The sequence below is a fragment of the Streptomyces sp. ISL-99 genome (assembly GCF_018614005.1).
GTDB lineage: Bacteria > Actinomycetota > Actinomycetes > Streptomycetales > Streptomycetaceae > Streptomyces > Streptomyces flavidovirens.
In genome coordinates this window covers 36,656-51,666 of record NZ_JAGGPC010000073.1, presented here as the reverse complement: position 1 = coordinate 51,666, position 15,011 = coordinate 36,656, and the positions used below count along the sequence as shown (strand labels likewise).

Here is a 15,011-nt window from a genome sequence, read left to right as displayed (position 1 = left end):
GTCCCACTCGCGTGGGCGGTAGCCGTTGCGGTGGTTGACGCGTTCGTCGCTGACCTGTCCGTATTCGGCGTTGCAGAGAGCATCGGCCTCCGCGGACATGAGCGCGTCGGCGAACGTCTTGACCATCGCGCGCAGCAGATCGGGACTCGCCGCGGCGAGATTGTCTTCCGCGAGGGCGTGCAGGGGCACACTGTCTGGTGCGGTCATCGTGCTGATCTCCTTCAAAGACTTGGTCGTCTTGAAAGATCAGCCGGTGGCCGTTCGTCTATGCGGGCACCATCCCGATGCCGGAGCAAACCCCCGGATCAGGTCGAACCCGTACACCACTTCCCTGGACGCAACCCGACCGGCTGCCGTTGTTCCGTAGCTCTTCTCCCGGCTATGTCGTCTCAGCTGTATTGCAGCCTGATGGCCTTCTAGCAGGTCTCTGACCTGCGATGCTGCAAGGAGTGAGAATGCGATCAGTTGAGATCTAACCGGCCAAACGGCGCTCTGACGTGCAAGGCTGCAACGATTGAGACCAGCCTGCAAGCCCGTTGAGAGGCCTTTACTTGGCTGGGTAGTTGACTGCGCCGAGCCCGGGTCGACGGCCGCTGGGTTCGTTGGGCTTGCGGGCTGGAGCCCGTGGCCGGGGGAAAACGGCGGTGATGCGTTGCTTCGCCCGGCAGAATCGGGTGATCGACATGCCCCTGGGGGGAGCTATGCAGGAACTCCGCTTTGACGACGGCATCCGGTTCACCGCGGTGGTCAGCAGTGACCAGACGTGGCTGCGCCGCGCGCTGGGAGCTCACGAGCTGAGCGTTCAGCTCACCGTCGGGGTGTCGCCCTTCACCGAGGCCGGGAAGATCCTCGCCCTGGAGGCGGACCTGTTCGGCTTCGAGGCGACGGGGCAGCGCTCGCGGCTCGCCCGGACCACGGTGAACCTGGCGTACACCCCGAAGGTGACCGTCCACCGCATCAGCCTGTCGTTCCCGCTGACGTCGTTGCAGGTCCACGCGATCGAGGCGGGCCGTACTGGCGACGTACGGTTTGAGATCGACCTCGACGCGACGCTGCCGCAGGCCCCCGGGTATCCGGGGAGTACACAGGACACGGCGCACATCACGATCGCCAAGAGCCGGTGGGAGCAGCAGCTCGCGCAGCTGGGGCCGTCCGCGGCGTTCGAGATGGCCGTGCCGTACCCGCTCGGCGATCCGGAGCGGGACGAGGTCGGACGGACGCTGCGGGAGGCGCAGCGGCTGCTGACCGTGGGGGAGATCCGGGCCTCGATCCTGGAGGTCAGACGGGCTCTGGAGTGGGTCCGGGAGAACGTCGACTGGGACAACCCCGGGGCGAAAAAGCAAGGCAGCCAGTGCAACCAGACGGAACGGTGGTGGCGGATCCAGGACGCCCTGTATGGCCAGACGTGCGGCGCCCTGCACAACGACGCGGTCACCAAGGACTTCAAGTACGACCGGGCCGAGGCGGAGACACTGCTGGCGATGACCTCCGCACTGCTGCGGAACGTGCCCGGCACCAGCGCGTGACGGGCGGCCCGCGCCCGCCCCGCGACCGAAACGAGGACCGCATGGCAATCGAGCACAACGGCATTGCAGGCCCCTACTTCGAGTACGACGGGCTGCCCGCCCTGCACGTGGTGGACAAGGATCTGCCGCTGATCCACCCGTACGCCCCGGTGACACCGGGCCGCTACGTCACGCCCGGCGGCGGCCGGCTTACCATCCGCCCGGCCGAGATGCGCGCCCACATCCGGATCACGCTGGATCACCTGGGCTGTCCAGCCCAGCTCACCGACGAGAAGAACGCCGCCTTCAAACGGCTCGCCCTGGCCGCCGAGGGCTACTGCGTGCAGTCCGGGTGCCGACACCGCGCCGCGTACGCGGACGGGGCGTACCGCATCTTCGAGGTGCGCAACGGAAGCATCACGCTCGCCGCGTTCGTGCGCGCCGCGCTCGCGGTCGAGCTGGGGGACTTCGCTCCAGCAGACCGGCTCGTGCAGGAGGCCGAAGCACTGGCCGGGCCTGTCCGCCGGGAGGGCGAGGAAAACCAGGCCAGCGGCGGCTAGTGCCGCATCACCGAACCTTTGCCCTGTTGTGACATGCCGTCCGGGAGCTGCGCCGGGCGGCATGGAACCGTCATCCTGGCGTGATGGCGGAACGAGTACGCGTACGCGAGATCGACGATGACGAGGGCCGGAAGCTGCTGCGGATCATCCGCAGGGGCACCGGATCGGTGGTGACCTGGCGGCGGGCCCAGATGGTGCTGCTGTCCGCACAGGGCATGCCGGTGGCGAAGATTGCCGAGGTGTCGTTCACCAGCGACGACCGGGTGCGGGATGTGATCCACAACTTCAATGCCGACGGCTTCGCCTCGCTGTACCCGAAGTAAGCCAGCGGTCGGCCCAAGACCTTCACGTTGCCCGAGCGGCGTGAGATCAAGAAGATCGCCAAGTCCAAGCCGACCGAGCACGACCTGCCGTTCTCCACCTGGAGTCTGACCAAACTGGCGGACTTCCTGGTCGCCGAGGGGGTGGTCGACGACATCAGCCACGAGGGCCTGCGCATCCTGCTCCGCGAGGAAGGCGTCTCCTTTCAACGCCTGAAGACCTGGAAAACCTCCAAGGACCCCGACTATGCGGCCAAGAAGGCAAGAGTGGAACACCTCTACGCGATCGCCGACGGCGAGGTCATACCCGAGGAGGGTGAGCCCGAAGTCATCTTCTGCATGGACGAGTTCGGCCCGCTCAACCTGATGCCGCACCCCGGCTGGCAGTGGGCCGAACGCGGTGGCAAGCACAAGGACCCCGACCGCGAACCGCGTCGAAGACGCCGTGCCACCTACAACCGGTACGGCGGAGTGCGCCACCTCTTCGCCGCCCTGGACCTGGGCAAGGACAAGCTCTACGGCCACATCAAGCCGGTCAAGCGGCGCAGCCAGTTCCTGGAGTTCTGCCGCTACCTGCGCAGCCTTTACCCGCCGTCGGTGCGGATCGCGATCGTCTGTGACAACTTCTCCCCGCACCTGACGACCAAGCGGTGCCAGCGCGTCGGCGACTGGGCTGCGGCGAACAACGTCGAGATCGCCTACACCCCGACCAACAGCTCCTGGCTCAACCGCATCGAGGCCCAGTTCACCGCCCTGCGCTACTTCACCCTCGACGGCACCGACCACGCCACCCACGACGTTCAGGGGCGGCATGGGACGTTCGATGGCGCTCATCGGTCGATTATCGCCAGCGGCCGAAGAGGTCGACAGGCAGGGCCTCACAACAGGGCGAACGTTGCCTGATACGGCACTAGACGCCTTATGTCCGCCTACCGCAGCGATACGGGCGAGCCCCTGAAGGCGGGTCGGTGCGGCGCCACGGGGGGAGCGCCGCACCTGCGACCAGCGTAGCGATCCACCCCTCTGCCCGGGCCCGTATGTGCGACCGGACCGTAGTCCTGCACCCATGGCTCACCTCTTAAGCACGGCATGCGCCTCCTCCACCCACTCCGGCGTGTCGTTGGCGTCGTCGAGGTTCTGGGATGAGTCCGGGGCGGACGCTTTGGAGGAGAGCCATGGGGCGGGGACGTGAGCGTCGCGGGGGTGTTCTTAGTCCTCGTCGTCGGGGATGTCGTCGTCCTGGGCTGCTGTCATGTGGCTGACGTTGATACCTGCCTGGCAGCGGGAGGGGCCGATGGTGGTGTGCAGGCGGGTGAACAGGTCTGGGCGGATGAGCAGGTCCGCTCCCGCGACCACGGGCAGGAGCGGTTCAAAGCCTCCGTCGTGGACGAGGTGGCCTCGCCACTGGCGGCAGATGAGTGCTTCCCCTGCTGCGTCGCTGAGGCTGAACCCGCAGATGCCGCCTGTGGGTTGGAGTCCGAGTGCCGCCACGACGCTGGCGGCGGGTGCAAGGACGTACGGGGGCAGGCCAGGGCCGCTGCGGCGCGGGGGCGCGTCGACCATGGGCGTGGCGCTGGCGTCGGTGATGGCTACCAGAGCCTGGTCCGTGGTGCTGATGTGCTCGGCTGCCGCACCCGCCCGGGTGAGGGCAGGTGCCAGGAGCTGCAACGGGCGGGTCCACAGCTGCCAGGGAGCCTGGGAGACGGGCAGCGTACCGGGTGGTGGATCGGCGTCGGCAGCTTCGAGACCGACGATGATCAGTACTTGGCGGGCAGGCTGGTCGGGGTAGCGGCGTGCGGGAGTGCGTTGCCGCTCGATCAGTCCGATCTGTACCCAGCCCGCGTGTGGCCCGTCGTCCACCCGGGCAAAGGCCAGGGCGCCTTCCGGCAGGGACCGCCAGCCCGCGACCGAAGCGAGACCGAGCGGCGGCCAGGGCTCTTGCTCCTGGTGGCTGTCGCTGAACCAGGGCGCGGGATCGAGTGACCAGCCCAGCGCTCCGGGGCGTGTCAGGGGCCGGGGAACGCGGGCAAGTTCGCCGCGCAGGGCCGGGCGGGAGTCATCGCGCAGGCGTGCGGCCGCGCCGCGTTCGAAGGCCTGGGAGTTGACCAGATGTCCGGCTTGGGCGAGCGCGGTACGCAGACCTGCCGCGGCCTTCTGCAGTGCGTCTTCGACGGTGGCCCGATTGGCGAGATAGGCGTCGGGGAACTGGTCGCTGCTGGGGTGGGTCAGCAGGTCCAGCTGGGTGCGCATCAGCGGCTCGAGATGGCCGGGGACGGCTGCGGCCACGAGGTCGATGACGGCCTCACGCAGCCCAGGAGCGGGGCCGGCGGCGTCGATGCGGGCGCCCAGGTAGTGGTCGACGAGGCGGGCCGCATAGCGCCGGGGGTCCTTCATGCGCTGTCCTCGCTGCTGAGATCGGCGGCGATGGCGTGGGCGAGTGTCGGATGGGCCGCGGTTGCCGGAGGGGAGGGCGGCTGATGTCCGGCGAGGGTGAGGACGGCGGCGGCCTCCACCCGCACGGACAGCATGTCACTGGTGCACAGGGCGACGAGCTGCTCATGCAGAGCGGAATCCAGGGGCCCGTCCGGCAGGTGACTGTGCAGGACGGTCAGGAGCCAGGTCAAAGGCCCGGCGCCGAGGTCGAAGGACAAGACGTGCGCCAGCGCGGCCTGTGCCTGGCGGGGGCGAGCGGCCAGCAGGACCGTCGTCGCGAGCAGGGCGCGGCGCTTGTCGCCGCGTTCGGGCAGGGCGATGGTGGCCACGGCAAGGCGGCACAATGCGGTGTCGATGTCGTGCTGTGTGGCCGGCTCCGGCACGGGGTGGTAGGCGCCGTCGCCAAGGCGGGCATCGCCGGGCAGACGGTGGGCGATGACGTCATACGCGGCGTCCCAGCAGGCGAGCGCGTCGGCAGCCGGGGGCCGGGAGACGTCCGGGGGCTGGATGGCGAACGCCGAGACCAAGGCCTGGCTGACGCCGACGGTGCGGCCGTAGGACGGGTTGGCGACAGCGGTGGCCACCTGGTTGGCGAGGTCCTGCCTTGCGACAGCGGCATCCGCGGTGTGCGCCTGCTGCCATAGCTCCAGGCGATCGTTGCCAGCGAAAGAGCGCCATCCGCCGCCGCCTCGGATCTTGGTGTAGGCGAGCATGCCGGCCGTCGCGGCGAGCGGGCCGAAGACGTCGGGGGCGATGCCGTGGCGCAGATAAAGCCCGGCGGCCACATCGGCGAGGACATCGACGGGGGCCGGAGGCGTTCATCTCCTGGGCGATCCGGTGCAACAACTGGGCGGCCGCGTCGGGACCCTGGCGTTCAGTGATCTCCACCAGCCGCCATCCGACCGCGTTGGCCAGCGCATCGGCCGACCACCGGGGCCCCGGCGGAGCGTCGTACGTCTTGCTGCTGCAGTCACGGACCGCGGCGAGGACACCGGCCGCGCCTTGCGGCAGCACGGGGCGCTGCTGGGCGTGCAGAAAGGCGCCGGTGGGGTAACGCTCTTGGGCGCCGGACCAGTTGCGGGAGGATGTGCTGGGCACGGGCCTGGGCGCCCAGGGCGGGCCGCCCTCACCGCCCAGACGCTGTGCTGCCGCACGTAGGGCTGGGGTCGGCGTGTCGCCGGCCAGGTGCGATGCGTGGATCAGCGTCTGGTCGTCGTAGGTGGAGGTGATCGCGTTGGCGAGCACCGGCAGGAGACGCACCGCGTGTGCCGCGTCGTCGCCGGGCAGGTCGGCGAGCCTGCCGAGCAGGGCGATGTCGGCGTCGAGATTGCGGCCGCGGGGACCAGCGGCGATACGGAGCGCTGCCAGGACGACGGGGTCGGCCTGCACGGCCAGCAGCTGCTGGTGGGCCGCGTCCACCCGGGCATCGGGCAGTCCCGGCTCGGTCAGCAGCACTTGGGCGGCCAGCTGCGCGGCGGCTCGCGGATCCAGGTCTGCGAGAAGACGCCACCACTCCTTTGGTGTTCCCGCCGTGCCTCGTCCGTCGGTGCACTCCGCAACGAGATACACGAGCGGCTGCGTACGTGCCAGCCGCACCCGTGCCTGGACGGGGTCGGCCTGCACAAGCTGGGGGAGCGGATCCAGCAGTTCCTCGATGGTGATGTCCTTGTGGCCGCCATAGGCGCCCATGTAGCGGGCGGCACGTTCCCAGCAGCGCTGCGCCTCGTCCGGGTCGCCGCAGGCGAGACTCACGCGGGCCATCTCGAGCTCGAAGTCGGCGTCCTCCGCATACATGGACCGGCTGGCGGCCTGTGCCGTGCGCAGCGTGCGCATCAGCTCGTTGATGACGTCGGCCCCGGCCTGGCCCACGCTGTGGGCCAGCAGGGACAGCAGCTCCGTGGTGATCAGTGGACCAGATCCGGCCATGCCCATCAGGGATGTGGTGGTGCCTCGGCTGACGGTCTGCAGGGATGCGATGCCCAGGGCGACGTCGTTGCCGCGCAGCAGGGCGACCGCCTCGTGCAGTACCTGCCGCACGAGCCGGTGGATGTCCCCGAGCTCGCTGGTATTGGGCCGGCCCGTGAACGCGGCCGCGTGCTGGGCCAGTTGCTCAAGTGCCACACGGGCGGCAGTGGACCCGCGGTCGGCGGGGATGCGGCCCGCATCGACGTCGCGGCCAAGACCGAGCGTGGTGACGGCGAACCGCAGCCAGGCACGGTAGAAACCCTCGCCGTCCAGGAGGGGCAGCAGCCGGGCGGGCGCGTGCGGATCAGCTGCCTGGGCCACCGCCAGCAGCTCCAGCCACCTGCTGACCGGCCCTGACAGGTCGCTGTAACGGCTGGTCAGCACCGCTTGGGTTGCTTCCTGAAGCATGGTGGTGACGTTGCCGCGGAAGACTTCCTCTGCCAGTTCCTCCGTCGGCACGCCGTGGTCCAGCAGACGCCGCGGGCCGCACGCAGCTGTGGCCCAGGCCGCGGCGGCCAGCGTGCGCGCCGACGGCAGCATGTTGCCCGCACTGTCGCTGGCGTCGGCGAGATGCAGCAAAAGCGCCGCACGCCGCTCGGGACGCTCGATGAGCGCCGCGCTCTCCAGCAGCGGCTCGGCGCCGAGGCAGTCCAGCAGCACACCGAGCGCCGGTTCGGGGGAGTCCAATGCCTCCTGATCAAGGAACCGGGCCACCCGCTGAGCGAGCGTGAGCGGGTGGTCTTGTGGCGACTCGCGCTGGTCGGTGCCGTGGCCAGGCAGCCTGATCCGCCCTCGCAACTCCGCCAGGAACACCGCCTCATCGCCCGCGGAACCGTCGTGGCCGGACTTACCACCGCGATCTTTGTCCCAGGCCGTCAGATACGCCTCCCACGGGGCGGCGAACCCGGCCCGGTCGACCGCCGCGCACAACTGCAGGCCCCACCGCGCCGACAGCGTCGGCACACCCTCATACAGCAGGCCCGCCGCCACATGGTCGGCTCCCGACAGCGCCACCAGCACATCCGCATACGGCACCAGGGAACCCGGCAGGCCTTCTTCCTCATAGGTCGACCGCGCCCGGCTCAGTTCGATGCAGCGCACCAGCGTGGGCCAGTCACGGCACGCCGCCGCCCGCCGGGCGACGACGGCCAGGGTATGGACGATGGCCTGCGGCGGCTGCAGGCCGGCGATCGCACGGGAGAGGAAGTCGGGCCCGATCAGCAGGGCCAGCTCCTCGTCACGGCCCAGAGCGGACAGGAGTTCGGGCAGGTGCCGGAAGGCACGCGCGTCCGTGAAGAACCCGCGCTGGGAAAGCCACTGGGCGGCCTGGGTCCGGACCTGGTCCACCCATCGGGAGTCACCCTCGGCCCGGCGCACGAAACGGCTGAAGCTCTCGTGGTGGATCTTCAGCCCGCCGATCCCCGGCTGCTGCGCGATGATCGGTGCCACCCTGGTCAGGGCGGCACCGATCATCATCGCCGGCATGGGGAAGATCTCCCCCAGCTCGTCCGCGCTGACAGCGAAGTCGCAGACTGCCAGCGTGCTGACTGCGTAACGCTGCTCGACCGTCAACGCCTGCAGCAGATAGGCGTAGTAGTCGTCCAGGTCGTGCGCCGATGACGGAACCGCGCGCAGCCGCTCAAGGGGATCACCGACGGCGCCCGGCGCAAGCGGCGTGCCAAGACCAGGAGCTGGGCCCAGGGCCTGACGGCACAAATACGTGGCGTAAAGAGCGTTGCCTCGTGATCGCTCCTCGATCAGGGTGACAGCGGCCTCAGCATCCGTGGCAGCCCCCGGACCAGCAGCCGACGGCGCCAGCGCCGACAGCACACCCAGACGCTCCGCCAGCGCACCCAGCTCGGCCCGGTCGAGAGGGGGAACGGTCAAACGGGCGGCCCGGGCGTCGACCGCCTCCAGATGAGGGCCGGGCTGACTGGCCAGGACAAGAACGGCGCCGGGCGGCAGGCTGAGCGAGGTGAGTTCCTCAACCAGGCAGGCGGCCGGGTCCGCCGGCTCACCGAACGCGCCGCCACTTCTGTGCCCAAGTACCCGGCTGACGTGATCGATCCCGTCCACGACCAACGCGACGGGCCGATCCGGGGCCAGGCCGCGCACAGCCGTGACCGCTGCCACGAGCGTCTCCTTAGTGGCCGCGTAGCGGGGCCTGACCTGCGCCACCGCCTCCGGCACGGCGCTCTCCAGCTGCCGCAGCAGGCTGCCGATCACCACCTCGGTCAGCACCCGCTCACCGCGGTCGGCATCCGCAGCGCCGAGCCAGCAGTGATGCCGTACCGCCAGCCAGGTCTCATGCAGCGCGTCGCCGAGCTGCTCGCACAACCACGACTTGCCGATACCGGGAGCGCCGGTGACCACCACAACACCGCCCTGCTGCGCGGTGTCCTCCACGGCCGCGATCACTCTGGTGAGTACGGCGGGGCGGGCCACCTCGCTGGCACGGTCCACGGGGTGTCCCTCACGCACAGCCCCGAAGTCGGTCTCCAAGCCCAGCCGGGGAAGCAGATCCTCGACCGTCACAGTGCCCGTCCGGCTGCGGGCCGCCTTGGCCGTCTCGATGAGAGCCAGCGCCACCTCCTCGGCCGTACGGGTCCGGTTCGGCGGCCGTCCGGCACCGAGTTCCTCGGTGATGCGGTGCAGCAGCGCCGCCTCGGCCGGCCCGGGCTCGCGGATGTTGAGCGAGCACGCCGCAACGCCCGTGTCGACGATCAGGCAGGCACAGGCACGCTCGAGCACGTCATCGCTGACAGCGGCGAGCATGGACTTCCACGGATCGTGGGCCCGCAGCGCAGCAGCGTCGAACCGGAACCGCTTGCTGCTCAGGCCATACAGCGCCGGCCCCGGGTCGATGCCCGTACCGACCGGCCGCAGCACACGCATCAGATCAGGTTCGTCCGGCTCCGTGTCGCGGACCACGAGACGGTGCGAGGTAGCGGGCTGTGAGGTGAGGTCACGGTCGATGGAGGAGAAAAGGAGATCCAGGCGCAGGCCCCGGCTGTCCTTAATGAAACTCTCCGCCGACAACGCGCGGTCGTGATCCGTGTGCTTGATCTGCAGTCGCTCGCGGCTGCCGGTGCCCCACTCGCACGTGATGTCATCGAACCGGTCCCCGGCGAACATCTTCGTGTCCACGGTCACCGACCTCGCATGTCCCACCGCCAGGTCCACCAGACGCAGCGCGGTGAGCAGATCCTGGTAGGCGTAACCGAGGTGCGTCGGGCGCAACCCCATGCTTACCTCCAGCGTGGTGTGCTTGCTGCGCCCGCCCCCGGCGCCCGCCGCATTCAGCCTAACCGCCCCCGGGCCCCCGAGGCGGAAGCGGCCGCGCCGGATGCGCGGACACGGCGCAGCGGCTCCCCGCATCCGACGCCAGCGCGGTGTGTTGGGCTGTTTGGCACAAGCACCCGTACCCATGCGGATTGGATAGAGGCAGGGTGACCAGGCGATCTACCGAGATCTGCCTTCGCTGCTCGCGCAGGTCTCTTGCGCATCGGCGGTCTGACGTCGAGAAGTCCTACGGCCGCGCTGGACGAGGTCATGCATCCGGTGCCTGGCACGGCAAGCGGCGGCCTGGGGGGCCGGTAAGGCGGCGGCACCGCGTATCCGTCGCGCACGGGTTGGAACCCCTGAGATCACAGGCCAGTGCGCGCGGCAGACGGCTTGCGGTAGCGCGGTGCCTTCTTTCCGAGCCGCCATTCCATGACGGTCCGGTCCCCCTTGGCCAAGTTGCACTCCGGACAGGCGGGCACCAGGTTGCCGATCCCGTCCGCCCCGCCCCGGGAAATGGGCAGGACATGCTCCTGGTGCAGGGACGCCGAGGACTCGCCGCAGTAGGCGCACGCATCCGCGTACCGGCCCCACAGCCGGGCCAGATCACGTTCAGTCACGAGGTGCCGACGGACGGCGGCCAGCATCGCCCGCCGCTGATGATTCCCTCGTCGCTTCGCAGCGCGCACCCTTTCCGGATCGGCTTCGAAGTAGGCACGCCGGGAACACCGGCCTGAGCAGAACATCCGGTGCGCCGTACTGAGCGGCATCCGCGTGCCGCACTGCACGCATGGACGTGACCGCAGGGCCGTCCCGACTTTTCGTTTGTACTGGGCTTTCAGATAACACTCCTGCCCGCAGTACTTGGCGGTGGCTCGACGATGCGACAGATGACCGCCGCACCATCCGCAAGCCTGGTCCCTCAGGACCGGCGTGTAGTTGGCGCGATACCAGCAGCCGTGACCGCAGTACTTGCGCAGAGCGTGGGCACCGGCTCCGAGTGCCGCGCCGCAGACGGCGCACTCCCGTCCCTGTTTGGCCTCGGCGCGTTGAAGTTTGCGATGTTCCGCCTGCGCCTGGTTATTGGTGTCGACCTGGCACTCGATCGAGCAGTAGAGCGCCAGGACACCTCTGTGCGACGGGACAGGGCGTTCGCAGCCCTTGCAGGACACCGCCCCTGGGCGGCGCGAGGGCTTTCGGCAGTTCGGACAGCTCGTCGGCTTGCGTCCAGGCTTGTTGCCAGCAACGTCGAAGCTGCCCCCGCAGGCGTCGCACCACAGCGTTATCGAGGCAGGCCTGAGGGCGGCTCGACGCGCTCGACGCCTGCGCAGCCTCTCCTCATGCGGTATGACGTCCGGCTGACGACGGACATGACCGAGAGATGCATAGCTGCATTTCCTACTGCAGTAGCGGGCGTTGGCATTGCGGTGAGCGATATCAGCGCCGCACTCCAGGCACCGTCTGTCGCCGCGGACCACGCGCAGCTTCTCGTGCTGCGCTGAATGGTAGACAGCGGCTGTGCGGGTCTTGGCGGCGACGCGGTGTTCCTCGCAGCAGAAGCGGGGCGGAGCCCCAACACGGTCTGGACGAGTGAACTGGGCATCGCATTCCTGGCATACCAGCATGGTCAGTCGGCGGGCCTCTCGGACGCAGGCGTCCGAGCAGTACTTCGCCAGTCCGTGCCGGTGGCTGATGTCCACGCCACACACGGCGCATCCCCGCATCGTGCGGTTCACCCCTTTCACGGCACAGGGCACGACCGCAGCGCGGGCGATGACCAGCCCTCTGCGGCCGTACCCCATGGAGATCACCTGAAGACGGCAATGATCAGTGGTGACGAGACGCGAGGCCCGTCACCCGGCTGAGGAGTCACGCAGCTCGCGGGACAGACTGGCCACGATCCGCCGCCACTGGCGAGCCTGGGCACGGGACGAGAACCACGCCTGGACACTTCGCGTATCGAGATCGCTGAGCCCCTCCAGCGTGGTGGCGAGGTGTTCGCGGTTCGTTGACCGGTGCCGCACCCTGGCACGGACACGCTGCGCGAGGTAGTGCAGCTGATGCGCGGCCCGGTAGTAGGCGACCTGGGGGTCGGTGAGGCGGCGCACCGCGTACCCGCCGCACTTGCTGCACGGGTCGAACTCCTTGTTGTCCAGCAGTTCCTCGATGATCACCATCTCGTCGTGGTGGTCGACCCCGCCATAGGGGCGCCGGTGCGCGCAGCCGGGGGAGTGGGCCCGGCCCTGGTAGCGGCCGGCCGCGTCCGTGGTGTAGGCCTGTACCGAAGCCAGGACACCTAGGGGAAGGCCCGAGCCGGGCCAGTCGTTGTCCGAGTCGGATTCAAAGGGTTCCAGGTCCAACTGCTCCATCGCCAGCAGACCGTTCCACGTCCGGCGTGAAAGGACTGCGCGGATGTCCCCGGTCGTCGTATCCGCCAGCCTCAAGATCGCGCAGGTCTGGCACCGAGCGGGCCAGGACCAGGGACCTCAGCGCCTGGCCGACGTCCCGGCGCCCTTCGCACAATCGCACGAGCACCCGTTCGCCCTCTACCGCGCTCAGGCTGCGGCCGAATGCCTCATCGTGCGGGTCGTACACACGGGCAGTCCACACGCTTGCGCCAACAGGCTCGCCTGCGGAAATGGCCTGTAGGCGGGTCTCGAGCAGAGCTTCAGGCAGGTCGCTTGCGCCGGCGAGGATGACGCCCTGCCATCCGGCGGCGCACCGCTGCTCCAGAACACTCAGCGCCACCACCTCTACGCCGGTGCCGACACCGACCACCGCATACAACTGTTCCGCGTCGGGCATCGTGCTGCGCAGTGCGCGCAGATGCTCCGCGTTCAGCAGGCGGCGGCCATGGACCGGCGTGTCGTCGAACACCCCGGGCAACAGCCCCTCGTCCGCCCCAAGCGACGGCTCCGGCACGGCCACGCATGTCGACGTGTCCTGGTCCAGCACTTCGTAGGCGAAAACGGACTGCCGCGACAGCAGGCACGCGGCCACCGGCTCTGGGACCCGCACCGTGACGGCCAGCCGCGCCCCCCAGTCCACGGCGACCGTGAACGAGGCGAGCACTCCCTGCTCCCACTCACTCAGCCGGTCCGTCAACGACCCACGGCTGCCGCGCTCCGCCAGAGCAGCGCCGGGAACGCGCGCGACGAGCACACGCTCGCCGCCCTGGCCGGCCACGATCGACCGCGCAGCCTCCTCCCACGTGCTCAGCAGCACCCGGGCTCGCTCCAGCATTGGGTGATATCCCTTGCGCCGGCTGCTCATTCCGCTCGCCAGGTCGTGGACGAGGTACTCCTGCTCGCGCGGATAATCCCAGCTGTCCTCCACCTTGCTGTGCCACCGCCGCCACAAGGACGTCAACTTCGCTGCCGCCTCGGCAGGGGTCCCCAGCAGGGCAAATGCCGGGTCATCGGCGGGGACGCCAGGCTCCTCCATGGCCGCTACCGCTGCTGCCAGCACTAGCGAGTCCGCGGCGACCAGCCGTGCGGCCTGGGCACGCAGCGCCTCCAGATGGTCGGCCTTGCGCTGGACTCCTGCCTCGGCCCAGGACCTCAGCCAGGGGAACAGGTCCAAGACCTGGTACACGCGGGTCAGACTGGTCAGGGCGGCGAGCCATTCAGTGAAGACGGTCAAACGCACGTGGCGGGCTTCCTGCAGCTCTTCCCAGCGTTCGCCCTCCGCTTCGTCTTCAACTTCCTCCTCACCGTCGGCAGGGGCATTCTCCTCACTGCCCGAAGCGGCCCGGAAGAGCACGGATGCCGCCTGGCCTACTTCTTCGTCGCTGTATGAGTCCTCGTCCGCCTCGTGACAGCGGTCCAGTTCATACAGCAGCCCCAGACCGGTCACCGCATCCATGAAAATGGCCAGAGCCGTGCCGGGACGTGCCAAGGAGCCGTACGCCGTGCACTGGGGACAGAGTCGGCCGACCGTCGTAGCGTCCAGTCGCACCTCCCGCTCGGTGACGCGCGCCGAACGCAGATACGAGCATGAGGATTTGGTGTGCAGCTTCGATCGCTTGCCCTGAGCCGACCACACGGTGACGGCAACACCCTCGAACGGACCGAGCGGCACATCAGGCGTCAGCAGACCGTATGTCATACAACCTCCCCCATAGCGGTGGTACTTGAGCCTAGCCGTGGCCACTGACACCAACCCGCGAATGCCTGCCGACCAGCCTGAGAACGTACCCGCAGCCTTCGGGCGGTGGACGACAAGAATTGACGGTTCGAGACTGGGCCAGGCACGGCCCACCTCGCTCGGTTGGTAACGAGGCGAGGATGCCCAACACTGTTCGGAGATTCCGGCTGAGCACGAGTGACGGCTGCGCAGCCCCAAGCTGTCCCGGCGACCGCGTACTTCACTCGGGTCGAAGGCCGTACCGGCGCGTGCCTCGAGCACCTTCAGGTGGGGGAGGAGTCACGGACAGCCCGACAGAGACGGCAACCGGCGCAGCTGGCAGCGCTGCCCGCCGAGTCGTACGAAAGTCACCAGGCCACCGTAGCGAGTCCGGTCACGGCAACAGCTCCCAGCAGTGGGCGGAACGCAACGGCCCCCGGACTCCTCTGCCTTAACGGCAGAACGTGGCCTGCCCACTTTCTCCCATCGGGGGTCGAGCGGGGGTGATCTCCCCGCCGAGGGTTGACACCTGGCGGGACCGGAATCCCGGGCATCTGCGGGGGTATCGCGGCCGACCAGGCCAGAGATGTCGGCGATCAGCCGTCTCCGCTTCCAGGAGCACACGAAACCGGGTCAGGCAAGTACCCGGGATGGCGGTCTCGAAAGCATGTCCCGCTCACACAGCAAGATTACGTCGGCAAGTTTCCCCGTTGGCGTGAGGGGCCGCGCCGACGGGGTGGCCGAACGGAACGATTGCTGCTCGGTGCGCATGGTGATCTGGGATGCTGACCTGGTACGGAACCAACGCAAAGGCCGGCAAG

Annotated in this window: 8 protein-coding genes and 1 pseudogene; 3 read left to right on the top strand and 6 right to left on the bottom strand. The window is 69.0% G+C overall.

Annotated elements, in window-relative coordinates:
* Positions 1–207 (bottom strand): transposase (locus J7E91_RS32490; RefSeq protein WP_214910496.1); only part of this gene is annotated, 207 nt, incomplete at its 3' end.
* 494 nt (positions 208–701) lie between these two features.
* Here J7E91_RS32490 and J7E91_RS32485 point away from each other — a divergent pair.
* The 3 genes and pseudogenes from J7E91_RS32485 (at position 702) to J7E91_RS32470 (ending at position 3,288) form a co-directional block, all read left to right on the top strand.
* A complete protein-coding gene (locus J7E91_RS32485) occupies positions 702–1,526 on the top strand; it encodes a hypothetical protein (protein WP_214910494.1) in 825 nt (274 codons plus the stop codon).
* Positions 1,527–1,567: 41 nt separating this feature from the next.
* The gene (locus J7E91_RS32480; RefSeq protein WP_214910493.1) at positions 1,568–2,065 is read left to right on the top strand and encodes a DUF6420 family protein; all 498 of its coding nucleotides are present in this window, start codon (positions 1,568–1,570) and stop codon (positions 2,063–2,065) included.
* 83 nt (positions 2,066–2,148) lie between these two features.
* Positions 2,149–3,288: pseudogene (locus J7E91_RS32470) on the top strand (IS630 family transposase).
* Positions 3,289–3,594: 306 nt separating this feature from the next.
* Here J7E91_RS32470 and J7E91_RS32465 read toward each other — a convergent pair.
* The 5 genes from J7E91_RS32465 to J7E91_RS32445 all read right to left on the bottom strand — a co-directional run bounded on the left by J7E91_RS32465 (position 3,595) and on the right by J7E91_RS32445 (position 14,172).
* Positions 3,595–4,779 (bottom strand): hypothetical protein, encoded by a 1,185-nt coding sequence (locus tag J7E91_RS32465; protein WP_214910491.1) that lies wholly within the window; start codon positions 4,777–4,779, stop codon positions 3,595–3,597.
* Positions 4,780–5,259: 480 nt separating this feature from the next.
* Positions 5,260–10,029 carry an ATP-binding protein gene (locus J7E91_RS32460; protein ID WP_214910490.1) on the bottom strand — a complete coding sequence of 1,590 codons (4,770 nt, stop codon included), beginning with the start codon at positions 10,027–10,029 and terminating at the stop codon, positions 5,260–5,262.
* 401 nt (positions 10,030–10,430) lie between these two features.
* On the bottom strand, positions 10,431–10,685 hold the full coding sequence (locus tag J7E91_RS32455) for an HNH endonuclease (protein WP_214910489.1): 255 nt from the start codon (positions 10,683–10,685) through the stop codon (positions 10,431–10,433).
* Positions 10,686–11,918: 1,233 nt separating this feature from the next.
* Positions 11,919–12,434: a hypothetical protein gene (locus J7E91_RS32450; RefSeq protein WP_214910488.1), complete on the bottom strand. Its 516-nt coding sequence runs from the start codon at positions 12,432–12,434 to the stop codon at positions 11,919–11,921.
* Positions 12,406–14,172 (bottom strand): hypothetical protein, encoded by a 1,767-nt coding sequence (locus tag J7E91_RS32445; protein ID WP_214910487.1) that lies wholly within the window; start codon positions 14,170–14,172, stop codon positions 12,406–12,408. The genes J7E91_RS32450 and J7E91_RS32445 overlap by 29 nt, the downstream gene beginning before the upstream one ends.
* Between the last annotated feature and the right edge of the window lie 839 nt (positions 14,173–15,011).

What these genes read in the sequence shown, in the direction of transcription:
- J7E91_RS32445 (WP_214910487.1), bottom strand. Translation starts at nt 14,172, where the DNA reads ATGACATACGGTCTGCTGACGCCTGATGTGCCGCTCGGTCCGTTCGAG.
- J7E91_RS32450 (WP_214910488.1), bottom strand. Translation starts at nt 12,434, where the DNA reads ATGGAGCAGTTGGACCTGGAACCCTTTGAATCCGACTCGGACAACGAC.
- J7E91_RS32485 (WP_214910494.1), top strand. Translation starts at nt 702, where the DNA reads ATGCAGGAACTCCGCTTTGACGACGGCATCCGGTTCACCGCGGTGGTC.
- J7E91_RS32480 (WP_214910493.1), top strand. Translation starts at nt 1,568, where the DNA reads ATGGCAATCGAGCACAACGGCATTGCAGGCCCCTACTTCGAGTACGAC.
- J7E91_RS32465 (WP_214910491.1), bottom strand. Translation starts at nt 4,779, where the DNA reads ATGAAGGACCCCCGGCGCTATGCGGCCCGCCTCGTCGACCACTACCTG.
- J7E91_RS32460 (WP_214910490.1), bottom strand. Translation starts at nt 10,029, where the DNA reads ATGGGGTTGCGCCCGACGCACCTCGGTTACGCCTACCAGGATCTGCTC.